General features: G+C 66.1%; 23 protein-coding genes. 10 read left to right on the top strand and 13 right to left on the bottom strand.

Features of this window, described 5'->3' with window-relative positions; all coding sequences use genetic code 11:
• Positions 1 to 4 precede the first annotated feature (4 nt).
• The 6 genes from mnmC to KGR00_RS16885 form a co-directional block, all read right to left on the bottom strand.
• The gene (gene mnmC / locus KGR00_RS16910; RefSeq protein WP_224418999.1) at positions 5 to 2,032 is read right to left on the bottom strand and encodes a bifunctional tRNA (5-methylaminomethyl-2-thiouridine)(34)-methyltransferase MnmD/FAD-dependent 5-carboxymethylaminomethyl-2-thiouridine(34) oxidoreductase MnmC; all 2,028 of its coding nucleotides are present in this window, start codon (positions 2,030 to 2,032) and stop codon (positions 5 to 7) included.
• Positions 2,033 to 2,184: 152 nt separating this feature from the next.
• The gene (locus KGR00_RS16905; protein ID WP_224419000.1) at positions 2,185 to 3,213 is read right to left on the bottom strand and encodes a patatin-like phospholipase family protein; all 1,029 of its coding nucleotides are present in this window, start codon (positions 3,211 to 3,213) and stop codon (positions 2,185 to 2,187) included.
• Positions 3,210 to 4,352, bottom strand: a complete 1,143-nt coding sequence (locus tag KGR00_RS16900; protein ID WP_224419001.1) for an alpha/beta fold hydrolase — start codon at positions 4,350 to 4,352, stop codon at positions 3,210 to 3,212. The genes KGR00_RS16905 and KGR00_RS16900 overlap by 4 nt, the downstream gene beginning before the upstream one ends.
• A gap of 15 nt (positions 4,353 to 4,367) precedes the next feature.
• On the bottom strand, positions 4,368 to 6,101 hold the full coding sequence (locus tag KGR00_RS16895) for an alpha/beta fold hydrolase (protein WP_224419870.1): 1,734 nt from the start codon (positions 6,099 to 6,101) through the stop codon (positions 4,368 to 4,370).
• A 263-nt stretch (positions 6,102 to 6,364) separates the two neighbouring features.
• Positions 6,365 to 6,664: a YciI family protein gene (locus KGR00_RS16890; protein ID WP_129141961.1), complete on the bottom strand. Its 300-nt coding sequence runs from the start codon at positions 6,662 to 6,664 to the stop codon at positions 6,365 to 6,367.
• A gap of 33 nt (positions 6,665 to 6,697) precedes the next feature.
• Positions 6,698 to 7,249: a septation protein A gene (locus KGR00_RS16885; RefSeq protein ID WP_129141962.1), complete on the bottom strand. Its 552-nt coding sequence runs from the start codon at positions 7,247 to 7,249 to the stop codon at positions 6,698 to 6,700.
• A 90-nt stretch (positions 7,250 to 7,339) separates the two neighbouring features.
• Between KGR00_RS16885 and KGR00_RS16880 the strand changes: the two genes are divergently transcribed.
• Together KGR00_RS16880 and KGR00_RS16875 are read left to right on the top strand one after the other, a co-directional pair.
• The gene (locus KGR00_RS16880; RefSeq protein WP_129141963.1) at positions 7,340 to 8,230 is read left to right on the top strand and encodes a PHP domain-containing protein; all 891 of its coding nucleotides are present in this window, start codon (positions 7,340 to 7,342) and stop codon (positions 8,228 to 8,230) included.
• A gap of 76 nt (positions 8,231 to 8,306) precedes the next feature.
• The gene (locus KGR00_RS16875) at positions 8,307 to 8,930 is read left to right on the top strand and encodes an L-threonylcarbamoyladenylate synthase (protein ID WP_129141964.1); all 624 of its coding nucleotides are present in this window, start codon (positions 8,307 to 8,309) and stop codon (positions 8,928 to 8,930) included.
• Between the two features lie 109 nt (positions 8,931 to 9,039).
• On the opposite strand, the gene KGR00_RS16870 is transcribed toward KGR00_RS16875, so the two are convergent.
• Positions 9,040 to 9,924: an ion transporter gene (locus KGR00_RS16870; RefSeq protein WP_224419002.1), complete on the bottom strand. Its 885-nt coding sequence runs from the start codon at positions 9,922 to 9,924 to the stop codon at positions 9,040 to 9,042.
• Positions 9,925 to 9,944: 20 nt separating this feature from the next.
• Complete coding sequence (locus KGR00_RS16865) at positions 9,945 to 10,823, bottom strand: CYTH domain-containing protein (RefSeq protein WP_224419003.1); 879 nt, start codon at positions 10,821 to 10,823, stop codon at positions 9,945 to 9,947.
• A gap of 102 nt (positions 10,824 to 10,925) precedes the next feature.
• On the opposite strand from KGR00_RS16865, the gene KGR00_RS16860 reads away from it, so the two are divergent.
• From KGR00_RS16860 to KGR00_RS16825, 8 genes are all read left to right on the top strand, one after another.
• Entirely contained in the window at positions 10,926 to 11,606 is a 681-nt protein-coding gene (locus KGR00_RS16860) for a TIGR00153 family protein (RefSeq protein WP_129141967.1), read from the top strand.
• Between the two features lie 61 nt (positions 11,607 to 11,667).
• Positions 11,668 to 12,939, top strand: coding sequence for an inorganic phosphate transporter (locus KGR00_RS16855; RefSeq protein ID WP_129141968.1), 1,272 nt, complete (start codon positions 11,668 to 11,670; stop codon positions 12,937 to 12,939).
• Between the two features lie 151 nt (positions 12,940 to 13,090).
• The gene (gene argA, locus KGR00_RS16850; RefSeq protein ID WP_224419004.1) at positions 13,091 to 14,404 is read left to right on the top strand and encodes an amino-acid N-acetyltransferase; all 1,314 of its coding nucleotides are present in this window, start codon (positions 13,091 to 13,093) and stop codon (positions 14,402 to 14,404) included.
• Between the two features lie 844 nt (positions 14,405 to 15,248).
• Entirely contained in the window at positions 15,249 to 16,742 is a 1,494-nt protein-coding gene (locus KGR00_RS16845; RefSeq protein ID WP_224419005.1) for an ATP-binding protein, read from the top strand.
• Positions 16,743 to 16,746: 4 nt separating this feature from the next.
• The gene (locus tag KGR00_RS16840) at positions 16,747 to 17,271 is read left to right on the top strand and encodes a hypothetical protein (RefSeq protein ID WP_129138287.1); all 525 of its coding nucleotides are present in this window, start codon (positions 16,747 to 16,749) and stop codon (positions 17,269 to 17,271) included.
• A gap of 69 nt (positions 17,272 to 17,340) precedes the next feature.
• Positions 17,341 to 18,711, top strand: a complete 1,371-nt coding sequence (gene glrR / locus KGR00_RS16835; RefSeq protein ID WP_129138288.1) for a two-component system response regulator GlrR — start codon at positions 17,341 to 17,343, stop codon at positions 18,709 to 18,711.
• A gap of 455 nt (positions 18,712 to 19,166) precedes the next feature.
• A complete protein-coding gene (locus KGR00_RS16830) occupies positions 19,167 to 19,976 on the top strand; it encodes an SUMF1/EgtB/PvdO family nonheme iron enzyme (RefSeq protein ID WP_224419006.1) in 810 nt (269 codons plus the stop codon).
• A gap of 475 nt (positions 19,977 to 20,451) precedes the next feature.
• Positions 20,452 to 21,423 (top strand): SUMF1/EgtB/PvdO family nonheme iron enzyme, encoded by a 972-nt coding sequence (locus KGR00_RS16825; protein WP_224419007.1) that lies wholly within the window; start codon positions 20,452 to 20,454, stop codon positions 21,421 to 21,423.
• A gap of 25 nt (positions 21,424 to 21,448) precedes the next feature.
• Here the strand turns inward: KGR00_RS16825 and KGR00_RS16820 are convergent, their stop codons facing one another.
• The 5 genes from KGR00_RS16820 to KGR00_RS16805 are packed head-to-tail and all read right to left on the bottom strand — an operon-like array spanning position 21,449 to position 26,642.
• Positions 21,449 to 23,656: a hypothetical protein gene (locus KGR00_RS16820; RefSeq protein WP_224419008.1), complete on the bottom strand. Its 2,208-nt coding sequence runs from the start codon at positions 23,654 to 23,656 to the stop codon at positions 21,449 to 21,451.
• The gene (tssI, locus tag KGR00_RS16815) at positions 23,653 to 25,059 is read right to left on the bottom strand and encodes a type VI secretion system tip protein TssI/VgrG (RefSeq protein ID WP_224424458.1); all 1,407 of its coding nucleotides are present in this window, start codon (positions 25,057 to 25,059) and stop codon (positions 23,653 to 23,655) included. Before tssI ends, KGR00_RS16820 begins: the two co-directional genes overlap by 4 nt.
• Positions 25,056 to 25,187 carry a hypothetical protein gene (locus KGR00_RS22455; RefSeq protein WP_275423190.1) on the bottom strand — a complete coding sequence of 44 codons (132 nt, stop codon included), beginning with the start codon at positions 25,185 to 25,187 and terminating at the stop codon, positions 25,056 to 25,058. Before KGR00_RS22455 ends, tssI begins: the two co-directional genes overlap by 4 nt.
• 4 nt (positions 25,188 to 25,191) lie before the next feature.
• A complete protein-coding gene (locus KGR00_RS16810; RefSeq protein WP_224424457.1) occupies positions 25,192 to 26,184 on the bottom strand; it encodes a type VI immunity family protein in 993 nt (330 codons plus the stop codon).
• Positions 26,185 to 26,234: 50 nt separating this feature from the next.
• The gene (locus tag KGR00_RS16805; protein ID WP_224424456.1) at positions 26,235 to 26,642 is read right to left on the bottom strand and encodes a hypothetical protein; all 408 of its coding nucleotides are present in this window, start codon (positions 26,640 to 26,642) and stop codon (positions 26,235 to 26,237) included.
• Positions 26,643 to 26,800: the final 158 nt, after the last annotated feature.

Below are 26,800 nucleotides of genomic sequence, written 5' to 3'. Positions count from 1 at the left end.
CGAATCACCGGGTCGTGCCGCGAATCAACTCGGCGATCAGCCGCCGGCCCGGATGCAGGTGATCGACCAGCTCGCGGGGCAGCGGCAACGGCTCGTCGCAGACCCGCGAGGCGATCAGTTCGGCGCACAGCGGTGCGCTGGCCAGCCCCCGGGAGCCGTGAGCGGCGCTGATCCACAGCCCCGGATGATGGCGCCCCGGCGTGTCCGGTACGCGCCGTCGGGCATCCTTGGCCAGCGCGGCATAGTCGCGCTTCCAGGCCGCGGCGTCGGGCAGCGGTCCGGCGTAGGGGGTCTTGTCGGGGCTGGCGGCGCGCACCGCCGTGCGGCCGTCCAGGCGTGCCGGGTCCAGGTCGACGCCGGCGTCGCGCAGCGCGGCGAGGTAACCCGGCAGGGTGCGCTCCAGCTCGGTCAGGTTGGCGGCGTGATCGGCCTCGCTGGGCGTGATGTCGGTGACGTTGGGGTGGAAGGTGGCACCGAAGGTCAGAATGCCGTCCCGTGGCGGCGACACGTAGCCGCCGGCACAGACCACCCGCCGTGGGCGCGGCGCCGCGTCGGTCAGGGCGAGGTGGCTGACCTGACCGCGAATCGCCTGCAGCGGCAGCCAGGCACTCTGGGCGAAGCGGTTGGCCAGGGACGCGGCGGCGATCACCACCTGATCGGCGACGAGGCTGTCGCCGTCGCTGAACCGCAGCGACCAGCCGCCGTCGACCGCGTCGAGTGACGTCACCTCGCCACCCCGGAGGTGGATGCCCGGGGTGTCCGCCAGCCGGCGGCACAGCGCCGCCGGGTCGACCCAGCCCGCCCGGGGATAATCCAGCCCACCCGTCTCCAGCGGCCATCCGGCCAGCCCCCCGGCCGCGTCGTTATCGACGCCCCTCACCACGCTCGCGGGCAGCGGATGACCGTCCAGGAAGCGTCGCTGACGCCGGGCCTCGCGCTCGCCGGCGGCGCGTTGCAGCACGCCGCACTCCCGCCACAGGGTCTGCTCGGGATCGAGCGTCTCGAGCCAGCGGCGACTGTGCAGCAGCCCCGCCAGGTAACAACGGCTCTGGGCGTTGGTCTCGGCGGCCAGCTTGACGTAGAGCGCGCCCTGGCGATTGCCCGAGGCGCCGGCGGCGGGGCCGTCGCGGTCGATCAGCGTCACCGCCACGCCGCGTCGCGCCAGGGCGTGGGCGACGCTGGTGCCGGCCAGCCCGGCACCGATCACCGCGACGTGCCCGGCCGGGCGCGGCGCCGGGGGCACGAACCAGGGACTGTGACGCCGTGATTCGTCCACCGGCGGCTCGGTCAGTTCGGCGACCAGCATCTCGCGCTTGCGGCCGAAGCCGGGCACCTTGCGCCACGCAAACCCCGCCGCTTTCAGGCCGCGCTTGACCACGCCGGCGCAGGTGAAGGTCGCCGCGCTGGCGCCGGGGCGGCTGGCCGCGGCCATCGCCGCGAACAGCTCGGGTTGCCACATGTCGGGGTTCTTGCCGGGCGCGAAACCGTCGAGGAACCAGGCATCGACCCGGCCGTCGAGCTGATTCAGCATCTGCGTGCTGTCGCCGAAGTGCAGGTCGAGGATGACCCGCGCGTCCAGCCACAGCCGGTGCACGCCGGCCACCGCTTCCGGCCACTGGTCCAGCAGGCGTCGCGCCGGCGCGGCGAAGGCCGGCCAGGAGGCGAGGGCCCTGGCCAGATCGTCGCGGGCCAGCGGGAAACGCTCGGTGGAGACGATGTGCAGCCGCGCCCCGGGGGGCGCGTGCTCCATGAAGCAGGCCCAGGCGCAGAGCACGTTGAGCCCGGTACCGAAGCCGGTCTCGCCGATCACGAAGGGGCGCGTTGCGGGCCAGCTGGCGAACCGCTCGGGCAGGCGGTTGGCCTGGATGAACACGTGCTCGGTCTCGGCACGACCGTCGTGGCGCGAGAAGTAGACGTCGTCGAAGGCGACTGAATGCGGCGCGAGCCGGTCGGTCTCGTCCTGGCGCCAGTCGAGATCGGGCGTGTCGAGACCGGCCAGCGGCGGCAACGTCGAGTCGGCGGGAGAAGGCAACGGCTTGGGCTCCGGTGGCATCGGGGTTGATCAAATTTTACCCGATCGTGGCCAGGCAGCGAACGTCTTGGCCTGGCGACAGGCGTCCGCGGGGTTTTCACAGAGTTTTCCACAACTCCTGTGCATGAACGCCGGCTGTGGACGAACCGCCGTCACGTTCCGTCCGAGTCGCCGTGAGTGCCGTTGGGGCGACGCGAGCGCCGGGCGTCGCGGTAACCGTTGGCGATGCGCCGCCGGATCGCGGCCGGGGAGAAGTCGGCCGGACCGCTGTCGTCGGCGTCTCGATTGCCGATCACCCACAGCCGGTCGATGTGCCGGTAGCCGAGCAGGCGCCGATAGGCGGGACGCCGGCGAATCGGGCTGTCTTCGGGCAGGGCGCTCTCCATCGCCTCGACGAGTTCGATCAGGTCGTTGATCCGGCGAAGCAGCTTCAGGTCGAGCTTGAGCTTGCTGGCGAAGTTGATCTCGAAGGCCCGCTCGACGACGTCGAGAAACTGCCGGGGCGCTGGCGCGTGCTGGCGAAAGGCATCGATGACGATCAGTTCTCGCTGCACCTCGCCGTCGCCGGGTGCCAGGGACTCGAGGGCATCGATCGCCGAGCGCAGCGGGGTGTTGGAGACCAGGCCACCGTCCCAGTAGTGGTGACCGTCGAGCGTCGTCGCCGGAAAGCCGGGGGGCAGGCTGGCGCTGGCCAGGATGTGTTCGAGGGTCAGCCCCCGGTGGTTGTCGAACTCGACGAGCTCGCCGCTTTCCACGTCCACGGCGGTGACCGTCACCCGCACGGGGCTGGCGTTGAGACGCTCGACGTCGACCCAGCGCTCCAGCGACTCGCGCAGCGGCGTCGTGTCGTAGACATGGGTGGTAAGCCAGGGCGAGACCAGCCAGGCGGGGTCGAGCCGATACATGGCGGGGTTGGCGAACAGCCCCTGGTTGGCCTGGAAGGCCTCGGGCACCAGCGGCGAGGGGGACAGGGCCAACTGGTCCCACATCGCCGCCAGCGTGGCGATCGGTTCGCCCCGGGCGCCGATCAGCACCGCGGCGGTGACGGCGCCGATCGACACCCCCGAGACGGCGTCCAGCCGCCAGTCGTCGCGTTCGTGCAGCGCCTTGAGCACGCCGAACTCGTAGGCGCCCAGCGCGCCGCCGCCCTGCAGGGCGAGCGCCGTCAGACAGCGACTCACGCGGCGCCTCCGGCGGCGATCCAGCGGGCGATGGACGGCCAGTACTCGGCGAGTGTGTGCCGCCCCATGAACAGGCCGATATGACCGCCCGGGGCGAGCGTGCTGATCACCCGGTCGGCGGGGCTGCCGAGCAGCGTGGCGGCGGCGAAGACCTGCTCGCGGGTGGTGATGTCGTCGTTCTCGCCGGCCAGCAGGTAGGCGGGGCAGGTGACGTCTCCCAGCGCCAGGCGCCGGCCCAGGCCGACGAAGCGGCCGCGGGCCAGCCGATTCTCCTTGAACAGCTCGCCGATCGCCTGCAGGTACCAGCGCCCGGGCAGATCGAGCGGGTTCTCGTACCAGCGCGAGAAGGTCTCCTGCTTGGCCAGGTAGGCGGGGTCCTCGATGTGCTCGTAGAGCTCCAGGTACTTGTCGACGTACTGCTTGTCGGGGTGCATGTTCTTCCAGCCCTGGAGCATGAAGTCGCCGCGCATCAGGCCGTCGCCGAGGGCCACCAGGTGCTCGTAGAAGGCGATCGGCAACTGTTCGACCATGCGCTTGATGGGGCCGTCGCCGGCGGCGGTGTCGATCGGCGAACCGGCCAGCACCAGGGTCGTCACGCGGGCGGGGTAGCGGGCGGCGTACATCGCCGCCATCCAGCCGCCCTGGCATAGCCCGACCAGATTGATCTGCCCGCCCAGGTCGTCGATGCAGACGTTGAGTTCGGCCAGGTAGTTGTCGATGTCGTAGTCCTTCATCGCCGGCGTGGCGCTGTGCCAGTCGGTAACCAGCACTCGCGACAGGCCGTTGGCCAGCAGCGTCTCGACCAGGCTCTGACCGGGGTGATAGTCGGCGATGGTGGCGTGGTGTCCGGCGTAGGGAGCGATGACCAGGGTGGGTGTCTCGTCCGCGTCGGCGTCATCCGGCGAGAAGTCGCGCAGCGTCAGGGTGTGCAGCACCAGGCGTTCACGGTGGGGCGTGACGAATTCCGGCGGCGGGCCGTGATCGATCACCGCGGTCTCGGCGAGGAACTTGAGATTGTCGTTGAACAGCCGCCACTCCTGCTCGGCCAGCGTCGCCGCGGCGGTGAACGGCCAGAAGAGCGGAACGCTGTTCTCGGTGAGGGCGTGGTGGCTGGTCTTGTCGGCTGTCGGCTGGTGCATGGTGGCTTCCCTGGGTCAGGCCTGGCGGACGTAACAGCCCGGGGCCTCGGCCAGTGGCGGATGAGCGTCGCCGCCCGGGTTCGGCGGGGCGACGTCGGCGGTGGAACGTTCGGTGAGCCAGGCCTGCCAGGCCGGCCACCAGGAGCCTTCCCGAGTGGGCACGGTCTGCTGCCAGGTGTCGGGATCGATGTAGGGCGCGTCGTCGCGGTGGGTGTGGATCTGGTAGCGGCGATGCGGATGGCCGGGCTCGCTGACGATGCCGGCGTTGTGGCCGCCGCTGGTGAGCAGGAAGGTCACCTCGCTGGCGTCGCCGAGCAGATGAATCTTGTACACCGACTGCCAGGGCGCGACGTGGTCCTTGAGGGTACCCACCGCGAAGATCGGCACGTGGATGTCGCTGAGGGCCACCGGCCGGCCGTCCACCGTGTAACGACCGGCGGCCAGTTCATTGTCGAGGAACAGCCGGCGCAGGTACTCCGAGTGCATGCGGTAGGGCATGCGGGTCAGATCGGCGTTCCAGGCCATCAGATCGTTCATCGGCTGGCGCTCGCCGAGCAGGTAGTCGCGCACCACCCGCGACCAGATCAGGTCGTTGGAGCGCAGCAGTTGAAAGGCCCCGGCCATCTGCGAGCCGTCCAGGTAGCCCTGGTCCCACATCATGTTCTCGAGGTAGGCGACTTCGCTGTCGCTGATGAACAGCATCAGCTCGCCGGCCTCGGTGAAGTCAACCTGGGTGGCCAGGGTGGTGAGCGAGGCGAGCCGCTCGTCGCCGTCGCGGGCCATCGCCGCCGCGGCGATCGACAGCAGGGTGCCGCCCAGGCAATAGCCCACGCCGTGCACGCGCTGCCCCGGAACGATCGCGCCGATCGCGTCCAGCGCCGCCATCGGCCCCAGGCGCCGGTAGTCGTCCATGCCCAGGTCGCGGTCCGCCGAGGAGGGGTTGCGCCAGGAGATCATGAACACCGTGTGGCCCTGGTCGACCAGGTAGCGCACCAGCGAGTTCTCCGGCGACAGGTCGAGGATGTAGTACTTCATGATCCACGCCGGCACGAACAGCACCGGCTCGGCCTTCACAGTCGCCGTGGTGGGGGTGTACTGGATCAGTTCGATCAGGTGGTTGCGATAGACCACCTTGCCCGGGGTGACCGCCAGGTTCTCGCCGACCCGGAAGGCCTCGCTGCCCACCGGCGGGCGCCCGCTGATCCGGCGTTCGACATCCTCGACGAGATTCTGCCAGCCGCGCAGCAGGTTGGTGCCGCCCTGTTCCAGGGTCGCCCGGGTCACCTCGGGGTTCAGCCAGGGGAGGTTCGAGGGCGACCAGCGGTCGAGCAGCTGGCGGGCGATGAACGAGACCACGCGCTCGGTCGCCGGCGAGAGGCCGTCGATGTCGGTGGTGGCGTTGTGCCAGAACTGCTGGTTGAGCAGAAACCCCTGGTAGATCAGGTTGTAGGGCCATTGCGACCAGGCCGGGTCGGCGAAGCGCTTGTCCTGGGGCAACGGCTCGATGCAGGGCGCGGCGTCCCGCTGGGTGCCCAGCTGGCCGGCGTGGGTGGCGAGGCGGGTGAGCTTGCGCAGCGCCTTTTCCTGCAGTTCGAGCTGCTTGCCCGGCGACAGGGCCAGATGGCCGAGCCATTCGAAGTAGCTGCTCGCCAGGCCCGCCGGGCTGATGCCGAAGGTCAGGCGTGCCAGATTGGCCTTGAAGGCCCGGTCCAGCGCCCGAGCCGTGTAGTAGCCGGGGCCGGGCGGCATCGCCAGCGGCGAGAACGTGGCGGTCGGCCGGTGCGGGGCATCGAGTCGCGGGGGCTCGGTGGCGACGAAGGGGCGTGCGTCATCGTTCATGGCAGCCTCCCAGCCTCGGGGTGAGACGCTCAGCATAGAGAGCCCGTTCGCCCGGGCACAATGGCCGACACCGTCATCCGACGGTTTGTCTGATCTGGGTCAGTACGACGAGGGGCGGCGGGGCATGAAGAGGCCGGTTTGCCGGCGACCGTGGCCGCCGGTGAGGGGAGGGGTCAGGGCAGGACCTTCTTGAACGGCTTGACGCTGACCCGGGCATAGACGCCGGCGATCACGTAGGGGTCGGCATCGGCCCAGGCCTGGGCCTCGTCGAGGCTGGCGAATTCGGCGACCACCAGGCTGCCCGACATGCCGGCCTCGCCCGGGTCGTCGGCGTCGATCGCCGGATGCGGACCGGCGAGGACCAGGCGACCCTCGTCGCGCAGCGTCTCGAGCCGGGCCACATGGTCGGGACGCGCCGACTTGCGCTTTTCCAGGCTGTCCTTGATGTCCTCGCTGAGAATGGCGTAGAGCATGGGCGTGAAACCTCCGTGCAGGTTGGGGATGCCTCAGCGGTCGGAACCGCCGGGTGTCGCGGTCAGGTGGCGGCTCAGGTAGACCCCCTGGGCGAGCATGAACGCCAGGGTCAGGCCGAGCATGCCGAACAGCTTGAAGTCGACCCAGGTGGCCTCGTCGAAGGTCTTGAAGACGTAGACGTTGAGTGCCGCCATGGCGAGGAAGAATACCACCCAGGCCAGGTTCAGGCGGGTCCAGATCGCCCCGGGCAGGCTGATCGCCTGACCCATCATGCGCTGGATCAGCGGCTTGCCGCCGAACAGCGGCGAGACCAGGAAGGCCACCGCGAACAGGGCGTTGACTACCGTCGGCTTCCACTGGATGAAGGTGGCGTCGTGGAAGACCACGGTGGCGCCGCCGAGCAGCAGGATCAGCGCCAGGGTGACGAGTTGCATGGTCTCGACGCGCCGCGTGCGCCACCAGGTGATTCCCACCTGGACGAGCGTCGCCGGAATCAGCACCAGCGTGGCCAGCACGATGTCGCCGCTGAGCTTGTAGACCGCGAAGAAGAGCGCGATGGGCAGGAAGTCGAAGAGCAGTTTCATGGCAGGGTCCTGTGTGAACGGCGTTGACCCGCCCGTGCGGGGCGCGCAACATGACCGACCCCCATTCTGACAAAGACGCCCCGCGGCGTCATGCCAATGATTGCACTCCCCGAGACCTTCGCCGACGCCACCACCATCGACCTGCACATGCACTCCACCGCCTCCGACGGCGCGCTGGCGCCCGGCGAGCTGATGCAGCTGTGTCAGTCGCGAGGGCTCAGCCATGTGGCGCTCACCGACCACGATACCGTGGCCGGCGTCGACGAGGCACGCAGCGAAGCGGAACGGCTGGGGATCGCGCTGCTCGCCGGCACCGAGCTTTCGGTGCAGTGGCGCGGGATGACGATTCACGTGCTCGGCTACCTGCCCGATGGCGTGCGCGGCACCCTGGTCGACGGCCTCGTCGCGCAGGCCGCGGCCCGCGAGGCGCGCAACCTCGAGATCGCCCGGCGGCTCGAGGCGATCGGCCTCGACGATGCCCTGGAACGGGCCCGCGCCACTGTCGAGGGCGACCGGCCGCTGGGCCGGCCCGATTTCGCCCGGGCGCTGGTCGCCGCGGAACTGGTGCCCGACATGGCCGCGGCCTTCAAGCGCTACCTGGGCGCCGGCAAGCGCGGCGACGTCAAGATGCACTGGCCCTACCTCGGCGAGGCGGTGGGCTGGGTGCGCGATGCCGGCGGCGTGGCGGTGCTGGCGCATCCGCTGCGCTACAAGCTGACCCGGCGCAAGCGCGGCCTGCTGCTCGACGATTTCGCCGACGCCGGCGGGGCGGGGGCCGAGCTGATCAGCGGCTTCCAGAATCCCGACGAGACCCGCGATCTGGCCCGTCAACTCAACGAGCGCGAACTGCTGGCCTCGAAGGGCAGCGACTTTCACTTTCCCGGGGGCTATCTCGCCCCGGGCAGCATGAGCGAGGCGCCGCGCACCGCGGTGGCGCCGTTGTGGCAGCACCCCGCACTGGGCGGATTCGCCGTCGGCTGATGTAAGCTCTAGGCTAGCTGGTAGGCTGGAGCGGGCGAAATCGCCGCTCATGACCATCGCAAGGCAAGGAGGGGCCATGACCCAATTCTTCCAGGTTCACCCGGAAACCCCGCAGAAACGCCTGATCGACCAGGCGGTGAAGATCATCCGTGACGGCGGCGTCGTCGCCTACCCCACGGATTCCGGTTACGCCCTGGGCTGCCACCTGGGCGACAAGAAGGCGATCGAGAAGATCAAGTGGCTGCGCTCGCTGGACGACAAGCACAACTTCACCCTGGTGTGTTCGGATCTCTCGGAGATCGGCACCTACGCCAAGGTCGACAACGCGGTGTTCCGGCTGCTCAAGAGCCACACGCCCGGCCCCTATACCTTCATCCTCAACGCCACCAGCGAGGTGCCCCGGCTGCTGCTGCATCCCAAGCGGCGCTCGATCGGCGTGCGGGTGCCCGACCACCGCATCACCCACGACCTGCTCAAGACCCTCGGCGAGCCACTGATGAGCGTGACCCTGATCCCGGTCGACGCCGAACTGCCGATGACCGATCCCGAGGAGATCCGCGAGCGCTTCGGGGCGCATCTCGAGCTGATCATCGACGGCGGTGCCTGCTCGCTGGAGCCCACCACCGTGGTCGACCTGCGCGAACTGCCAGCGACCATCGTCCGCGAAGGGCGTGGCGATACCGCGCCGTTCACCGAATAAGCGTTCCTTTCAGAGCCGGTGTCGGGGATGGGCTTTCCCGGCGCCCATCGTTCACGGCGTTTGCCAATGAACTCCAAGCCCGTTTCGTCACTGACAGAGGGCCGGCCCGTCAGCCGGGGCCGGTCTCTCCGTTAGCGTCGCGTTGCCGGCGCGGGTCCTGGGTCTCCTCGTCGAGCCAGGTGCCGCAGCGCCGGCAATAGCGCGCGTCGCGCTCGTGCCCCTCCTGGCCGCAGCCCGGGCAGGCCTCGTCGGAATAGCGCTCCTCGCGGATCGAACGCATCATCTCCGCCGAGAACACGCCGGTGGGCACGGCGAGGATCGCATAGCCCATCACCATCACCAGCGCCGAGATGAACTGGCCGAAGGGCGTGATCGGCGTGATGTCGCCGTAGCCTACCGTGGTCAGGGTGACGATCGCCCAGTAGAGCGCCTTGGGAATGCTGGTGAAGCCGGCCTCGGGGGGCTCGATCAGATAGATCAGCGAGCCGAAGATGGTCACCAGCATCAGCACCGTGGCCAGGAACAGCAGGATCTTGCGGGCGCTGCGCCTGAGCGACTGCAGCAGGATGTTGCCCTCGCCGAGGAACTCCACCAGCCGCAGCACCCGGAACAGCCGCAGTACGCGCAGGATGCGCACCACCAGCAGCGACTGGGCGCCGGGAATCAGCAGGCTCAGCCAGGTGGGCAGGATCGACAGCACGTCGATCATCCCGTAGAAGCTCTTCAGGTAGCGCAGCGGCCGGTCGAGACAGTACAGCCGCACGGCCAGTTCCACGCTGAAGAGCAGCGTGAAGCCCCATTCGAGGGCGTAAAACCAGCCACCGTAGTGCTGGCGCAGGCTGGCCACGCTGTCGAGCATCACCACCGCGACGCTGAGCAGGATCAGCGTGATCAGCAGGATGTCGAAACCCTTGGCGAGGCGGGTGTCCGATTCGAAGACGATCTGAAAGAGACGGGTACGCAGGTCGAGTCTGTCCGGGGGTAGCGAAGACAAGCAGTGATTCTCCCAAGGGCTCAAGCGCGGTGCAGGGCGGCCAGCAGCGCCAGGCTGTGGCGGCCGAAGTCGCGGTCGAGCCAGTCCGGTTCGCCCAGGGCAGCGGCCAGCGAGACGGCCGGCTCGCGGATCGCGGCGTCGAGCGCATCGTCGTCGGCCAGCATCTGCAGGGCATCGCGGGCCCGGGCGAGAAATGCGGCATCGCCGCTGTCGGCGAGGGCGTCGAGGGCGGCGATCGCGGCGTCGAAGCGGCCCGCCGGCGTGGCGTCGTGCAGGGTCGCGGGGGGCGGCAGCGGCCAGTGGGCGTCACGCAGTGCCGCGCCGCGGGCGGCCTTGCTCAGGTTGGCCGGACGCAGCGGCACTTCGGCCGCGAAGGTCTCGGCGAGCGTCCAGAGCGCCTCGGGCGTGCCGCGCTTGAGCTCGAGTTCCAGCTCGTCGATCGCCGCCCGGCGTTCCCCGGCGAGGATCTCGCCGCGATCCAGCGCCACCTCGACGCTCGCTTCGCCGCTCTCTAGCAGCCAGCTCGTGCGTTCGAAGTCGGTGGTGAAGCGTGGCTCGAGGGCCGTGAGCACGTCGCGGCCCAGCGTCTGCATCGGCGCCAGTGTCTCGAGGCCGGCAAGATCCAGCGTGGGCCCGGTGATCGTCCATTCCCATTCGCCGCGTGCCGACAGCCCGCCCGAGCCCTGACCGGCGGTCTTCAGCGTCTGCAGCCAGCGTTCGGGCGTGCGCCGGATGCGCAGCGCGACCCGCGCGGCCTCCAGATCGCCCGTCGGCGTGTCATAATAGGTATTGGTCAGCGTCTCGCGGCGGGCAGGCTGGCCGGCCAGCCGGGGATGCTCGGCCAGCGCCCGCGCGCCGTCGGCGCCGAGGGCGAGTTTGAGTTCGATTTCCTCAGCCATAAGCAGGGCTCCGTTAATGACGGTTCGATGAATTCCTCATGACGCTGGGGCCCCCAATCACTATACTGACGCCGCCATTCACAACCGACGAATGATGCCGACATGGTGACCACCAACCCCTTTTCCGCGCTGTTCGGGCGTTCGCCGTTCAAGCCGCTGCTGGCCCACATCGTCAAGACCAGCGAGTGCGTCGATCAGTTGCTGCCGTTCTTCGACGCCACCCAGGCCGGCGATTGGGACGAGGCGGCCAAGTACCGCGAGGCGGTGACCAATCTCGAACATGAGGCCGATGTTCTCAAGACCCAGTTGCGCTTAAACCTGCCCAACACCATGTTCCTGCCGGTGTCGCGTTCCGACCTGCTCGAGCTGATCAGCGTACAGGACAAGATCGCCAACCGCGCCCGGGACATCACCGGCATCATGCTCGGCCGGCGCATGCAGATTCCCGACAGCCTCGCCCAGCCCATGCGCGAGTACCTCACTACCGCGGTGGCGGCCGTTTCCCAGGCGCGCAAGGCGCTGGAGGAACTCGAGGACCTGCTCGAGTCCGGCTTCGGACGCAACGTCTCTGATCTGATGCAGAATCTGATCCGCGAGCTGCACGAGCTCGAGCATCAGGCCGACGACCAGGAAGTCATCATCCGCCGTCAGCTCTTCGATCTGGAAGCCCAGCTTCCGCCGGTCGACGTGATGTTCCTCTACAACATCATCGACTGGATCGGCGATCTGGCCGACCGCGCCGAGCGCGTCGGCAGCCGTCTGCAGATCCTGACCGCACGCTGAGCCGGCACGCCGTCACGGCTGCCGGTTCGACGACTCACGCCACTCAGAAGAACATCTGCCTATGTCCATCATTGCGCAATACGGCGACGTATTCATCATCCTCGCCTGTGTCTTTGGCTTTTTCATGGCCTGGGGGGTCGGGGCCAACGACGTGGCCAACGCCATGGGTACCTCGGTCGGTTCCAAGGCCATCACCATCCGTCAGGCGATCCTCATCGCGGTGATCTTCGAGTTCCTCGGCGCCTGGTTGGCCGGCGGACAGGTCACCGAGACCATCCGCAAGGGAATCATCGACCCGGCGCTGCTCACCAATAGTCCCGAACTGCTGGTCTACGGCATGCTCGCCTCGCTGCTGGCCGCCGGGCTGTGGCTGCTGATCGCCTCGGCGCGCGGCTGGCCGGTCTCCACCACTCACTCGATCGTCGGCGCGATCGTCGGTTTCGCCGTCGCCGGGCTGGGCGTGGACGCGGTGGGCTGGCCCAAGGTGGGGCAGATCGTCGCCAGCTGGGTGGTGTCGCCGCTGCTCGCCGGGACCATCGGCTATGTGCTGTTCCGGTCGGTCCAGATCCTGATCTTCGAGAACAGCGACCCGTTCGCCGCCGCCAAGCGCTACGTGCCGGGCTACATCTTCCTGGTCGGCTTCATCATCGCCATGGTCACCTTGGTCAAGGGGCTGTCCCATGTCGGGCTGCACCTGAACTTCGGCCAGAGCGTGCTGATCGCCATCGCCATCGGCGTGGTGATCATGGTGCTGGGCATCCTGCTCGAGAATCGCGTCAACCGCGAGAAGAAGCGCAGCGGCGACAGCTTCGGTTTCTCCAGCGTCGAGCGGGTCTTCGCGGTGCTGATGATGTTCACCGCCTGCGCCATGGCCTTCGCCCACGGCTCCAACGACGTCGCCAACGCCGTCGGGCCGCTGGCCGCGGTGATCAGCGTGGTCGCCTCGCACGGCAACGTCTCCGGATCGGCGGCCCTGCCGTGGTGGATCCTGGTACTGGGCGGCGGCGGCATCGTCGTCGGCCTGGTGACCTACGGCCACCGGGTGATCGCCACGGTGGGCACCGGCATCACCGAGCTCACCCCCAGCCGCGGCTTCGCCGCCACCCTGGCCGCGGCGACCACGGTGGTGCTGGCCTCGGGGACCGGGCTGCCGATCTCCACCACCCACACCCTGGTGGGGGCGGTGCTCGGCGTGGGGCTGGCCCGCGGCATGGCGGCGCTCAACCTGCGGGTGATCGGCACCATCGTGCTGTCGTGGCTGATCACGCTGCCGGCCGGGGCGCTGCTGGCGATCGTGTTCTTCTTCATGTTCAAGGGCATGTTCGGCTTCTGAAGCCCGTTCAGGCGGTGCTGGCACGACGGCGGGACGTCCCTCGGGGAGTCCCGCCTTTTCGTGGGCTCTGATATAGTCGTTCCTTCGAGGGCCGCGTCAGCACGCGGCATCGTCCCTTCTGCCATTCACCGCTGCCGGAGCTCCCCAGGCCGTGCCCACGCGCTTACCCTTCGTCGACTGGTTCCGTAATTCCTCGCCCTACATCAACGCCCATCGCGGCCGAACCTTCGTCATCCTCATCGAGGGCGAGGCGATAGCCAACGGGCGTGGCGAGCAGTTGATCCAGGATCTGGCGCTGCTGCACACCCTGGGCGTGCGGCTGGTGGTGGTCTACGGCATTCGCCCGCAGGTCGGCACGGCGCTGGACGAAGCAGGCATCGAGCCGGTGCGCCATGACGGCCGCTGGATCGCCGACGGCGAGATCATGCGCCGTGTGGAACGTGTCGCCGCCGAACAGCGCCTGTGGCTCGAGGCACGGCTGTCGCTGGGCCTGCCCAACACCCCGCTGCACGGTGTCGAACTCACCGCCGTGTCCGGCAATCTGGTCATGGCCAAGCCGCTCGGCGTGCGCCAGGGCATCGATTTCGACCATACCGGCGAGGTGCGCCGGGTACGCGCCACGGCCATCGGCTCGCTGCTAGATCGTGGCACCCTGGTGATCCTGCCGCCGCTGGGCTTCTCGAGTACCGGCGAGGTGTTCGATCTCGATGCCGCCGAAGTCGCCCAGCAGACCGCCGTGGCGCTCAAGGCCGACAAGCTGATCCTGCTCGGCGAGGCCGATGGGCTGCACGACGAGAGCGGCCAGTTGCAGCGTCAACTGACCCCCGACCAGGCCTCGCCGCTGCAGCGTGCCGCCACCCCGGGCAGCGAGCTGGCCCGCCATCTGGCGGCGGCCTGCGAGGCGGCGCGGCACGGCGTGGCGCGCACCCACCTGCTGTCGTGGCACGATCACGATGCCCTGCTCGGCGAGCTGTTCACCCGCGACGGCGTGGGCACCATGATCACCCAGCACCGCTACGAGCAGCTGCGCCCGGCGGAACTCGGCGACGTGGCCGGGCTGCTCGAGCTGCTGCGCCCCCTGGAAGAGCGGGGCATGCTGGTGGCACGCTCCCGCGAACGCCTCGAGCATCAGATCGACGACTATCTGGTCATCGAGCGCGACGGCATGATCATCGGTTGTGCGGCACTGCACCCGTTCACCGACGCCGCCATGGCCGAGCTGGCCTGCGTCGCGGTCCACGACGACTATCGCGGGGGCGCCCGCGGCGCGCTGCTGCTCGCCGAGGTCGAGCGTCGCGCCAAGCGCACGGGGGTCAGGGCGCTGTTCGCGCTCACCACGCATACCGCGCACTGGTTCTTCGAGCATGGCTTCCGGCTGGCCGATCTCGAGGCGCTGCCGCCGCTCAAGCGTGAGACCTACAATCACGCCCGCCAGTCGAAGGTCCTGCTCAAGGCGTTAAACTAACGCCGTTTTCGACCCGTCCAATCCGCTTCGGCGAGGCTCGTGTGTCGCATTTTTCCCGACAAATCTGATCGGGTGTTTCCAAAATGCGACACAGTAAATACCTGATTTTATTGGTTTTTATCGGGTCTGCCGATTTAGCGTTGCAAAATGGCGACGCTTTTTGCCGAGCAAGCCGCCAGAAACCCCGTTTTTCCGCTCACCTGGTCGAACTGGCACGCAAGTGAGTTACATAAATATTTGAAATAAAAGAAAAATAGGAAAAAGTGGCACACCCTTCGCAATGTATAGGGCGAGCAACGGGAAGCGGTTCAAACGGCTCGTATCACTTCCCGGCTGGGTGCAAGGCGATCTTCCCACGACCCTGTGTAGATCCCGTGACCGCCCAGCAGCGTCTGCTCCACGCGATGTGTGACTTAGGTTGCGATGAGACGGTACCGCTGATCAGCAAGGATTGGTACCTAGAGGGCAAGGATGCCCCGGCAAGGATGCCACTCCCCCCTCAAGGGGGACCCAATTGGGATGCGCCGCCCCGGCGACGCATCGATCGGACGAAGCCAGGCGGTTCGCCGCCACAGTGAGATCATGTCCCTGGCAGACACACGGATGATTTCACGGTTTCGGGGCTCCTCGGGAGTCCAACTCCGAGTCCTCGCGGACGTCTGGCCAGGCAGACTCTTGTGAGTACTCACTTGACCCTTCAGTTCCCTGCGTACCTTGGGCCGGCCATGCCGGCCCTCTTTTTTTGCGCCTCGGGAACGTCGTCGGCTGATCGGGGCGGTAACTCTGTTATGCTGTGCGGAGAGAACGAATGAATCTGGCCCTCTTTCTGCATAGAACGATTTCCATGACCTCCCAGGTGTCGCGCCGCTGGCGCCCCCGGTCCCTCCTGCAGCTGGTTCTGCTGGCCTTCGTGGTCGTGATGCTGCCCATCGCCGTCCTGATGTTTCAGGCCGGCCAGGCCTTGTCGGAGCTTTCGCAACTGGCCAACGTCAGTGCGCGCGAAGCGGTCGACCAGACGCGCCGTGCCCGCACGCTGTCCAATCTCGCCGTGGAAATGGAGCGCAGTGCCCGCCAGTATGCGGTGGTCGAGCAGCCCGGCCTGATGGAGATCTACGCCGACAAGGCCCAGGAGTTCGCCCGCCTGCTCGCCGCCCAGCGGCGTCTGCTCCCCGACAACCCCAATATCGCCGCGCTCGGCGACCAGATCCAGGCGCTGGCCCTGCTGCCCAGCCTCACCCCGGAGGAGCTGCAGGCGCATCTCGACGAATTCGCCAGCTTCTCGGCGCGCACCGATGCCGTCCGCGAGGCCACCAACCGCCAGATCGACGCGCGCATCGACGCGATCAGCGACCAGGCCGGCGAGGTCCAGCGCCGCTTGTGGCTGCAGACCGCGGCGCTGGTCTCGGCGAGCCTGGCGTTGATGCTGCTGTTCACCTGGCTGATCATCCGCCCGATCCGTCAGCTCGAGCGGCGCATTCTCAGCCTGGGCAGCGGCCTGGAGCCGCCCAAGGCGCCGCTCATCCAGGGGCCTGCCGAGCTGGTACGCCTGGGCGATCGACTCGATTGGCTGTCCAACCGCCTCAACGAGCTCGAGGCGCAGAAGCAGCAGTTCCTGCGCCACATGTCCCACGAGCTCAAGACCCCGCTGGCCAGCGTGCGCGAGGGCACCGGGCTGCTCGGCGACGGCGTCGCCGGCGAGCTCAACCCGCGGCAGCGCGAGATCGTCGAACTGATCGATGCCAGCGGCGAGGAACTCCAGAAGCTGATCGAGCAACTGCTCGACTACAACCTGCTGCAGCACAACCAGGGCACCCAGATCGAGCGCTTCGACGTGTCAACGGTGATCAAGGAGGTGCTCGCCAAGCACCAGCTGGCCCTCGAGAAGAAGGGCATGCGGGTGAGTGCCTTCCAGGAGCCGCTCGACTGGTGTGCCGATCGCGAGCGAACCCAGCGCATCCTCGACAACCTGGTCTCCAACGCCATCGCCTACGGCGAGGACGGCGGCGAGCTGGAACTGCGCGCCTTCCGCGACGGCCGGACGCTGGTGATCGACGTGGCCAACAGCGGCGAGCCGATCGCCGACGAGGACCGTGCGCGGCTGTTCGACGCCTTCTACCAGGGGCGGGCGCGTCGCAAGGGCGCGCTCAAGGGCTCGGGCATCGGCCTGTCGGTCGCCCAGGACTGCGCCCGCGCCCAGCACGGCCGGCTGACACTGGCCGATGCCGACCCCCTCGACGTCTGCTTTCGCCTGATCCTGCCCTGGAATGCCGACACGGGGGGCGACCACGATAAACAGCAGCGGCCCATGATTGCCGCTGCCGACGATGCAAGGAACTGACGCGATGAAGCATCTCGCTCTGGGGGCCAGCCTGCTGGCCATCGCCCTCGTTGCCTCCGGCTGCCAGTGGGTCCCTCGGCACGCCGAACAAGATATCGCCGAGCAGGACCAGTGCCTGACGGAAATCCCGACGCTCGAGGAAAATGCCTGCATGCTTGCCGCCTGGGTCGATTTCGGCCTGGCCGCCCAGCGTGGCGACAGCGAATGGCGTCAGCGCATTCTCGAGGAGGCCGACGGCCTGGCGCCCCGCCAGCGGCTGGCGCGGGCGGTGGTGCTCTCCTGGGCCGGCCGCGACCACTGGAAGGACGCCTCCGAACTCTACAAGGCCGACCTGGCCCTGGCGCCCAGCAGCCTGCAGCCGCTGTTGCGGCAGTGGCTCAACGGGCTGGAGGCGCGCCGCGCCCTGGCCGGCGAACTCGCCGACAGCGAGAGGTCGCGCCGTCAGGTGAGCCGCGAGCGCGACTCGCTGGCCAAGAAACTCGATGCCCTCACCGCGATCGAAGAAAGTATCAATTCGCGCCAGCAGTGAACGTCGCGGGCCGCGTCAAGGCCTGACGCAGGCCCCCGGCTGGCGCCGAGACTGTCTAGGAGTGATGACGTGAAGCACGCTGCCCATGTCCTGCTGGTCGATGACGACGCCAGCCTACTGAAGCTGCTGGGGATGCGGCTGGAAAGCCGTGGCTATCGGGTCACCACCGCGGAGAGCGGCAGGCAGGCGCTGGATTGCCTGGAAAAGGCGCGTCCCGACCTGGTGCTCTCCGACCTGCGAATGGACGAAATGGACGGCATGGCGCTCTTCCAGCAGCTCCAGAAGCGCATGCCCGGGCTGCCGGTGATCATCCTCACCGCCCATGGCTCGATTCCCGATGCGGTCAGCGCCACCCGCCAGGGGGTGTTCAGTTTCCTCACCAAGCCGGTCGACCGCGACGAACTGTTCGCGGCGATCGACGACGCCCTGACCCAGACCCCCGGGCCGGCCGCCGAGGGCGACGACGCCTGGCGTTCGGCGATCATCACCCGCAGCCCGCAGATGGAGACGGTACTCGAGCAGGCGCGCATGGTCGCCGGCTCCGACGTCAGCGTGCTGGTCACCGGGCCCAGCGGTTCGGGCAAGGAGCTGCTCGCCAACGCCATCCACCAGGCCAGCTCCCGGGCCGGCAAGCCGTTCGTCGCCATCAACTGCGGGGCGCTGCCCGAGCAGTTGCTCGAAAGCGAGCTGTTCGGTCACGCCAAGGGCGCCTTCACCGGCGCGGTCAGTCAGCACGAGGGGCTGTTCCAGTCGGCCGACGGCGGCACGCTGTTCCTCGACGAGATCGGCGACATGCCGCTGCCGCTGCAGGTCAAGCTGCTGCGCGCCCTGCAGGAGCGCCAGATCCGTCCTCTGGGCTCGACCACCTCGGTGCCCATCGACGTGCGCATCATCTCGGCGACCCACCGCGACCTGGACCGGGCGATGGCCGAGGGCGACTTCCGCGAGGATCTCTACTACCGCCTCAACGTCGTCAACCTGCGCCTGCCGCCGCTCAAGGAGCGCGCCGAGGACGTGCCGCTGCTCGCCAAGCACCTGGTCACCCAGGCTGCCGAGCGTCACAAGCCGTTCGTCAAGGGCTTCTCTTCCGAGGCCTTGAACCTGCTGGCCTCCAGCGCCTGGCCGGGCAACGTGCGCCAACTGGTCAACGTGGTCGAGCAGTGCGTGGCGCTGACCAGCGCGCCGATCATCCCCGAGGCGCTGGTCGCCCAGGCGCTGGCCGCCGAGGAAAACGCGCTGCCGTCGTTCAACGAGGCGCGCGCCGGCTTCGAGCGCAGCTACCTGATCAAGGTGCTCAAGATCACCGAGGGCAACGTCACCCAGGCGGCACGCATCGCCGGGCGCAACCGCACCGACTTCTACAAGCTGCTCGGGCGCCACTCGCTGGAGCCCGGCACCTTCAAGCCCGGCGCCGACGCCGAGACGCTCAACCAGGCATGATTGGGCCCCGTTTCGGGGCCCCTCTGAACTACCCGCTTGGTAAATAGCGCCGGCCTTCCGCTTGCTATTCTTTCATCGTTGCAATCGATGCTTGATGGTGTAGTACGTTTCGGTGCGTGGTTAACCAAATACAATAATGCTCGTGAAATGAACCTCACGGCTTCTATGCGGTTCGGGTCGTCGAATCGACATGGCACTGGGTTTCGTTGAGCCGATTTCCTTGAAAAAGGGGCGGTCGAAACTCGGTGCGATATCGCTCTGCGCCAGGTGCTCGGTCATGTCGCGGTGATGGCGACAGTTAATCTATCCTGGCAGCGCTTCGTTCTATTGCCTGTATTCCTATGGACTCGCCTTTCTGCCTGTCGGCGATAGCATCTTCGCGTTATATTTTTCGTCGATAATTCGCGAGCCGGTTTGGCATAATGATTTACAAGTATCAGTCATCGAGGTTTATCATGAAATCCTTGGTCATTCTGACGATTCTATCGAGTCTGGCGTTGAGCGCCTGTGACGACAGCAGTGCGGAAGGGGGCGACCCCGGAAAAAGCGATAACGAGGCGAAGGCGAATAACCAGGCCGCCATTGATGCCCTGCTCGAAAGGACCGAGAAGCATCTGGTCTATGTGGAAGGTGGAAGCTTCAAGATGGGCGATGTTGGTCTGATCAGTCCCAAGGACAATTATGCCCGTTGGAGTGTCAACAAGGATGACAAGAACATTCATAAAGTGACACTGGATGGCTTTTATATCAGTGATCGTCAGGTGACCTACGCGGATTACGACGTCTACACCCAGGCCACGGGCCAACCCAAAATCAATACCGATAACAGTAGCAGCGAAACTCGGGCACCGGACGTGCCGGCGGGGGTGGACTGGTATCAGGCGCGGGATTACTGCCAGTGGCTGGCCGAGCAAAGCGGCCGGCCGTATGCGCTGCCGACCGAGGCGCAATGGGAATATGCCGCGCGTAGCCGTGGGAAAATGCTGCCCTATGCCACGGATACCGGCCTGCTAAGGCCCGGGGAGAATTATCCCACTCGTGAAGAGCGGCAGAAGGCGAGCCCGGCGAATGATCGCTATGCCCCGTATCCGGTGGCGAAAAAATACCCGCCCAATCCGTTGGGGATCTACCAGATGGGGCTCAATGGGTATGAGTGGGTCAGTGACTGGTACGGTGAGGATTATTACGAACACTCGCCGACGCATAACCCCACCGGCCCGCAGTCGGGTACGCTCAAGGTGCGCCGGGGGGGGAACGGCCGGTAGTTACCTGGGTTTGGTCACGGTCATCCGCTCGCCTTATAACCCCGACCTGGCATTAATGCCCCCGGAAGGCGTTACGGAAGATCTTGACATGTATGCCAATAGAAAGCAGCCGGCTCTGTTAAATACGGTTCGATGTGTAGTCAATCAAACGCAATGATTGTCGTGAAATGAACCTCACGGCTTCTATGCGGTTCGGGTCGTCAAATCAATATAGCACTGGGTTTTGTTGAGCCGATTCCCTTGAAAAGGGGCGGTCGAAACTCGGTGCGATATCGCTCTGCGCCAGGTGCTCGGTCATGTCGCGATGATGGCGACAGTTAACCTATCCTGGCAGCGCTTCGTTCTATTGCCTGTATTCCTAAGGACTCGCCTTTCTGCCTGTCGGCGATAGCATCTTCGCGTTATATTTTTCGTCGATAATTCGCGAGCCGGTCTGGCATAATGATTTACAAGGTATCAATCATCGAGGTTTATCATGAAACCCTTGGTCATTCTGACGATACTGTCGAGTCTGGTGTTGACCGCCTGTGGCGACAGCAGTGCGGAAGGGGACGACCCCGCCAACGGCGATAACGGTGCCAAGGCGGATCATCAAGCCGCCATCGATGCCCTGCTTGACAGGACCGAGAAACACCTGGTCCATGTGGAAGGCGGCAGTTTTCAGATGGGGGACTTCGGCCCTAAGGATCCCAAGAGCGATCATTTGCCTTGGAGCTTCAAGCAGGATGACAAGCATCTCCACAAGGTGACACTGGATGGCTTTTATATCAGTGATCGTCAGGTGACCTACGCAGATTACGACGTCTACACCCAGGCCACGGGCCAACCCAAGATCAATACCGATAACAGTAGCAGCGAGACTCGGGCGCCGGACGTGCCGGCGGGGGTGGACTGGTACCAGGCGCGGGATTACTGCCAGTGGCTGGCCGAGCAAAGTGGCCAGCCATATGCGCTGCCGACCGAGGCGCAATGGGAGTATGCTGCGCGCAGCCGTGGGAAAATGCTGCCCTATGCGACGGATACGGGCTTGCTAAAACTCGGAGAAAATTATCCCACTCGAGAAGAACGTCGGCAAGCAAGCCCGGCGGATGACCCTGCGGCACCGCTTCCGGTGATGAAAAAGTATCCGCCCAACCCGCTGGGGGTCTATCAGATGGGGCTCAATGGTTATGAATGGGTCAGCGACTGGTACGGTGAGGATTACTATGAGCACTCGCCTGTGCATAACCCCACCGGCCCGGAGTCGGGCACGCTCAAGGTGCGCCGTGGTGGCGAGACGAGTGGAGGCGGTTACGTGGGACTAGTTACGGTCATCCGGTCGCCTTACAACCCTGACTTGGCATTAATGCCTCCGGAAGGCGTCACTGATGGCCTGGAAATGTATGCCAATAGAAAGCAGCCGGCTTTGATGAGTACGTTTCGGTGCGTGGTTAATCAAATACAATAATGCTCGTGAAATGAAGTTCTCGGGTTCATGCGGTTCGGGTCGTCGAATCGACATGGCACTGGGTTTCGTTGAAGCAAGGGCGGTCGAAGCTCGGTGCGATATCGCTCTGCGACAGGTATTCGGTCATGTCATTGGCGACGATGGGCGTACCCTTGGAGGCCGTGGGGCGCAGGTGCTCGTAAAAGCGCTGCAGGTTGCCATCGAAGTCCGTGTAGAAGAAGGAAACGACGGGCCAGTCGACTTCGCCCATGTCCAGGAAGGCCTGAACGCGGCGCTTGCCTTCTTCGGTGCCGATGGTGGGCCCGCCGATCGTCGGTATGACCCGCTGCATGATGTTGTCGAATTCCGCTTGTGATTGCACCCAGGTGAATATCCGGATGATCGCCTCTTTGCGGGTGGTCAAGACCCCCGCCTTCCAGAAGGCGGAATCCAGCGGGTTCCATTCCTGCCCCCTCGGGTCAACGATGTCCGCCGCATTGGTCTGTATCAACTGATGGATCAGTTGCCCCTTGGTATCGGGCGAGGTGTATTTCAGCAGGTCGGGGTCGGCGTTGATTCGTCCTGCCAACCGGGCGCGCCTATCTGCAGCCTCCACACCGGACTCAATTTGGTACCAAGTATCTTGGGCATAGTTTTCTATGGCCCTCGTTGAGTCCAACATGAACTTTTTTAACTCTTTGCCGGATTCCAACGCCAAGGCCACGATATTGGATAGTGCCTCGAAAGCTTGTTCGTCAATGAATTCCAGCCGGCTGTAGTCGATGTTCTTGAGCTGATAGGCCACCCATAGTACGAATTCGACGATCAGGTCGCCATCGACTTCCAGGGCCAGGCTGCCCTTGGCGCCCACGCCGTAGCAGAATGCGGCCTTGGCTTTTATTTGGAACTTGCCCCCTTGATAAGAAATAATGAGAGTCGCCTCCGCGCCGGCTCCGATCTGGGCGCCCAACGCGGGGACAATCTTAGCGAAGGGGGCGAATTCATCGACCTCCGGGTTTTTCCACTCGATCTGCCCGCCGACGGTGACTTCCAGCTCGCCACCCGCGAAGGCTTTCAGTTCCGTGCCTTGTTCCGCCTCCGGGGTGGCCATGTCGATGACCTTTCCCCCGGGCAGGCCGTTGTCGCTGGTCGAGCCTTCGATGCCCCTCGCCCTGGCTCCGTCGCCGTTGAATTGCACGTCGAGATTCAGCTCGGCGGCGACGCTGGCGCCGACGCCGCCGGCCACGTTCAGGAAAGTGTGAGAACGCAGCATGCCCAGGTTCATGCCGGCGAAGGCCATCATGTAGCCGCCCGGTGGCTCGTAACATTCGATGCTGCCCTTGGCCTGGGCCAGTGTCAGCGCGGCATGGCCGCTCGCCTTGATATTGCCCTCGCGGGCGAGCGGGTCGGCGTCGCCAGCGAGACCGCTGGCGCCATACGACCAGCGCATCAGTTGCGCCTCCCCACTCAGGTCCACCTTGACGCTACCGGCTTCGTGATCGCCGCCGCTCTGATGGGAGGAGGTGGCGTCCAGGTCCTCGTTGAGCCGCGCACTCCATTGGAAAAGCTCCTTGTCCTGGTCTTCCAACTTCAGCCAGTCCTCGAACCAGGGCACGTCCTGTTTGATTCGGGTGTCGCTGTTGATAGCGTCGAGCTGGCGTTTCAGGGTGTCCCAGTCGATGCGCCCGCCGCTGAGCAGTCCGTCGGCGTTGTCCGTCGGTGCGGATGCCGGGCGGTAGCGCGGCCAGGCGTCGTCGAGCGCCTGCGAGCGGGCGTACGCCAGTCGGAACCCGACCTGAGAGCATGGCGCGCCCCGGCGCTGGAGCGGGATCATTTCCTGGATGTGGTTGGTGTCGTCGTTCAATGGCGTCAGCGGATTGATCGTCTCACGCAGCGCCTTGTTCGCCTTGTCCAGGGCCACTTGGGCGAGGCGCACCTGCCTGGCTAGTTCCTCGGGGCTGTCGGCGGTCTCGCGCCTGGCGCGGGCCTCCGGGTCGATGCCGTCGCCCTGCATGACATGGATGTATTCTTCCTGGGCGGCTTTCAGGTCGGCGACGGCGATTTGCTGGGCCTCGACGACGCCTTCGAGGTGTCGCATTTCTGTCAGCAGGTTCTGCATGGCCGCTTTCGGCACGGCCAGCAGGGTGCTCTTGTCCACCAGATAGAACAACTGATCCGCCGGCTCATGGGTGGCGTCCTGGCCCACGGCGCACAACCGGGTCGTCGTCTGGCCATCGGGTGACGTCTCGCTCATGACAAGTCTCCGTCCATCGCGTCGTCGAAGCGGTCGAGAATCGTGACCCGCATGTTCTGGGGTTGCGCCGTGAATACCTTCTGCGTCTTGCCGTCGCCGTCGCTACGGCCTTCGAAGACCTTGCCGTCGCCGGTTTCGACCCGGTATCGGGCATACGGCAACGGCTGACCGGACTGCTTGTCCTTGAGGGTGAAGAACTCCTCGTATAGCCGGGATTCCGGCAGGTCGGGCATTTGTCGCGTCAGGTTGGTGGGGCCCGAGAAGTTGTGCTGTGCCCCCTTGACGTCCACGGCGCCGGGGCAGTGGATGTCCACGTTGCCGTTCTCGACACGGATATAGCTGCCGCCACTGGTCAACAAGATGCCGTTTTCGGCCGTGATCTCGACCCGGCCCTCGGTCGAGGTGATCTTGACGTCCTTCTTGGCGGTCAGTTCCATGGCGTCGCTCTGGGCCTGGATCTCCACCTTGCCCCGCGCCGCGAACAGCTTCATGCCGGCCTTCTGCACGAACAGCGAGAGTTTGTCGGCGACCGCCGCCACCAGGCGGCGCCCGGCGGCGAGGTTGATGTCCTCGCCGCTGGAAACGCTCAGCGACTTGCCCTGGGCCAGGTGGGTGGATTCCGGCGTGCTCAGGGCGATCCCCGCCGGGGAGGCGAGGTGCAGCCAGGGCGCCTTCAGGCGTGCCGCTTCGCCGCGGCCGCCGCTGTCGGTGGCGTCGTCGAACAGCAGCTCATTGTACTGGCTGCCGCGATAGGTCTTGCTCTTGAACCCGGAGAACAGCCCGTGGCTGTGCCACTCGGGGCGCTGCTCGCCGTTGTAGACCCGGCCGGTGATCAGCGGCCGGTCGGGGTCGCCCTCGAGGAAGTCGACCAGCACTTCCTGGCCGATGCGCGGCACGAACACCCCGCCCCAGCCGGCGCCGGCGTTGGGCTGGGCGACCCGCAGCCAGACCCCGGCGCGCTCGTCGTGGCGGCCCTGGCGGTCCCAGTGGAACTGCACCCGTACCCGGTCGAGAGGATCGGTGTGGATCTCCTCGCCCTCGGGGCCGACCACGGTGGCGGTCTGTGGGCCGCCGACCACCGGCCGGGGGTGGCTCAGCGGGTGGCGGTAGGGCTGGCTGCGGCGCTGGGCCTCGAGGTCGACGAGGAAGTGGCCGGTGCCGATGCGCGCGTAGTCGCTGTCGCGGGCGTCGTCGCGGGCCTGGGGGTCGAGGTCGTCGAGGCCGTGGGCGCGCTTGGCGGCGTCGAGCCGGGGCTGCAGGCTGCCGGGCAGGGTCTTGAGCTGCGCCGAGACCGGCAGCACGTTCTCGGCATGCACCGTGACGCCGAGCAGCAGGAACTGGCGTTCGGCCTCGCCGCCGCTGGACCTGGAGGAATGAGGTCCGAAGCGACGCTGTTCATTCATTCATAACTGTTGGGTCCCGGATGGTCGAGTCGCCCACATAAGTTATCGTCTTCTTGCCGCCGGTAGAGCGCCGAGCTATCCGGGAAGAGCTGTTGAGGAAAAACGTCGAACAGCAGGGCATCGTCCATTTAATTACTCCCTGTTCGATTGCGGTTCATGGCCCGGGCTAAAGCGTGCCAGCCAACGTTGGTAAGCCTCGTCATCCAGGGAGGGCTCGTTCGCCATGCTTGGTGAGTACATGCCATGAATTCCCTGATGGTCCTTGATGCGTACCGGCTCGATGATCGCCGCCACGCGGCGGTAGTCCTGCAGGGCGGCCAGGGTCTCGGGGTTGTCGTTGTCGCCCAGCTGCGGCATGGGGCCGGCGCGCAGGATGGCGCCGTCGGCATAGTCCAGCATCGGCAGCGCGCCCATCTGCTGGCGCACCGCCTCGCGGCCGCCGAGCTTTTCCAGCCAGCTATCGCTCAGCACCGTCAGCCAGTCCACCCCCTTGGGGCCACGGGAGAGGTTCAGCCGGTGTGTCGAAAAACCGTTGATCTGCAGGCCGGGAAAACGCTGGGCGTAGCGGTACTCGAGCAGCTGTGACTGATCGCTGCGATCGTAACCATAGGATTTGGAGAGCGAGAGCCCGGCATAGCCGTGCTCCGGCGCCAGCGCCTCGCACCAGCGCTGCAGCAGCGCGGGCAGCTTCTCCTCACGGTCGATAAAGAAGTCGATGGGAAAATAGCACTGCATGGATGATAGTCGCGGGTGGATCTCATCGTAATGCGAGCCCAAGACGCTGAAGCCGTAGAAGGAGGCGTCGGTGCGCCGTTTGCCGCCGTGATAGGTGAACTCCCACTGGCCACGGCCGTAACTGGGCAGCCAGTCGAAGGGGGTGATGTAGCTATCCCAGCCCTGGAGCTTTTTCCAGCGCCCGGTCTGGGGGTTGGTGGTCCAGGTGAGCTGGTCGCCGACGAGCTCGAGATAGTCGCGGAAGATCGACAGGATCGCCTCGCGCTTGGTCTGACGCTGGGAGCCGGTGAAGTAGAGCGCGACACCGATATCGATGGCGAACAGCACACCATCGTCCGTCTCGACGGTGAGCGCGGTGTCGTTGGCGGCGCTCAGTTGCTGAGGTTGCATGGAGCCTTCCCATGAGTTGTCTATCGAGGCGTCGGGCATCGCTTACTCGATCAGCGTTGCGACAATGCCAATTCGCCTGGCTGCCATTCAATGCCATTGACCGGTATGCCGATCACGAAGCGCTGTGACGCATCGGCTAGGCGGCAGTGAAAATACCACGCCGTCTCGTCGCGCTCGATCAGCAGGAGACTCTCTATCGCGGGGAGCGTGAGGTCGCCCGGATCGACCGGCGACAACGCCGGGGGTTGCCCCAGGTCATGACGGCCGACGCGGGCCTGCCCCTGATAGAAAAACACCATGGTGCCGGCACCGGAGACCAGCGGGATATCCGACTGCAGTGCCCATTCGCTCTCCGTGCAGACCACACGCAGGGCCTCGTCGTCGAGTCTCAGCGCCGCGAGTTCGATATCCGGGAAGAGCTGTTGAGGAAAAACGTCGAACAGCAGGGCATCGTCCATTGTAATTACTCCCTGTTCGATTGCGGTTCATGGCCCGGGCTAAAGCGTGCCAGCCATGCTCTGTAGTTTTCTTTATCCAGACGAGGTTCGTGCGCCATGCTGGGTGTATAACGTCGGTGAATCCCCTGATGATCCTTGATGCGCACCGGCTCGATGAT

The organism is Modicisalibacter sp. MOD 31.J (genome assembly GCF_020147985.1).
Lineage (GTDB): Bacteria > Pseudomonadota > Gammaproteobacteria > Pseudomonadales > Halomonadaceae > Modicisalibacter > Modicisalibacter coralii.
This window is presented reverse-complemented; position numbering and strand designations above follow the sequence as displayed.

Bases quoted from the DNA above. Each gene is read 5' to 3' on its own strand.
- tssI (WP_224424458.1), bottom strand. From the start codon at position 25,059: ATGAATGAACAGCGTCGCTTCGGACCTCATTCCTCCAGGTCCAGCGGC.
- KGR00_RS16900 (WP_224419001.1), bottom strand. From the start codon at position 4,352: ATGCACCAGCCGACAGCCGACAAGACCAGCCACCACGCCCTCACCGAG.
- KGR00_RS16805 (WP_224424456.1), bottom strand. From the start codon at position 26,642: ATGGACGATGCCCTGCTGTTCGACGTTTTTCCTCAACAGCTCTTCCCG.
- KGR00_RS16840 (WP_129138287.1), top strand. From the start codon at position 16,747: ATGAAGCATCTCGCTCTGGGGGCCAGCCTGCTGGCCATCGCCCTCGTT.
- KGR00_RS16890 (WP_129141961.1), bottom strand. From the start codon at position 6,664: ATGCTCTACGCCATTCTCAGCGAGGACATCAAGGACAGCCTGGAAAAG.
- KGR00_RS16830 (WP_224419006.1), top strand. From the start codon at position 19,167: ATGAAATCCTTGGTCATTCTGACGATTCTATCGAGTCTGGCGTTGAGC.
- KGR00_RS16895 (WP_224419870.1), bottom strand. From the start codon at position 6,101: ATGCCGCCCGGCCCCGGCTACTACACGGCTCGGGCGCTGGACCGGGCC.
- KGR00_RS16820 (WP_224419008.1), bottom strand. From the start codon at position 23,656: ATGAGCGAGACGTCACCCGATGGCCAGACGACGACCCGGTTGTGCGCC.
- KGR00_RS16885 (WP_129141962.1), bottom strand. From the start codon at position 7,249: ATGAAACTGCTCTTCGACTTCCTGCCCATCGCGCTCTTCTTCGCGGTC.
- KGR00_RS16880 (WP_129141963.1), top strand. From the start codon at position 7,340: ATGCCAATGATTGCACTCCCCGAGACCTTCGCCGACGCCACCACCATC.
- KGR00_RS16845 (WP_224419005.1), top strand. From the start codon at position 15,249: ATGACCTCCCAGGTGTCGCGCCGCTGGCGCCCCCGGTCCCTCCTGCAG.
- KGR00_RS16865 (WP_224419003.1), bottom strand. From the start codon at position 10,823: ATGGCTGAGGAAATCGAACTCAAACTCGCCCTCGGCGCCGACGGCGCG.
- KGR00_RS16810 (WP_224424457.1), bottom strand. From the start codon at position 26,184: ATGCAACCTCAGCAACTGAGCGCCGCCAACGACACCGCGCTCACCGTC.
- KGR00_RS22455 (WP_275423190.1), bottom strand. From the start codon at position 25,187: ATGGACGATGCCCTGCTGTTCGACGTTTTTCCTCAACAGCTCTTCCCG.
- KGR00_RS16855 (WP_129141968.1), top strand. From the start codon at position 11,668: ATGTCCATCATTGCGCAATACGGCGACGTATTCATCATCCTCGCCTGT.
- KGR00_RS16860 (WP_129141967.1), top strand. From the start codon at position 10,926: ATGGTGACCACCAACCCCTTTTCCGCGCTGTTCGGGCGTTCGCCGTTC.
- KGR00_RS16825 (WP_224419007.1), top strand. From the start codon at position 20,452: ATGAAACCCTTGGTCATTCTGACGATACTGTCGAGTCTGGTGTTGACC.
- KGR00_RS16875 (WP_129141964.1), top strand. From the start codon at position 8,307: ATGACCCAATTCTTCCAGGTTCACCCGGAAACCCCGCAGAAACGCCTG.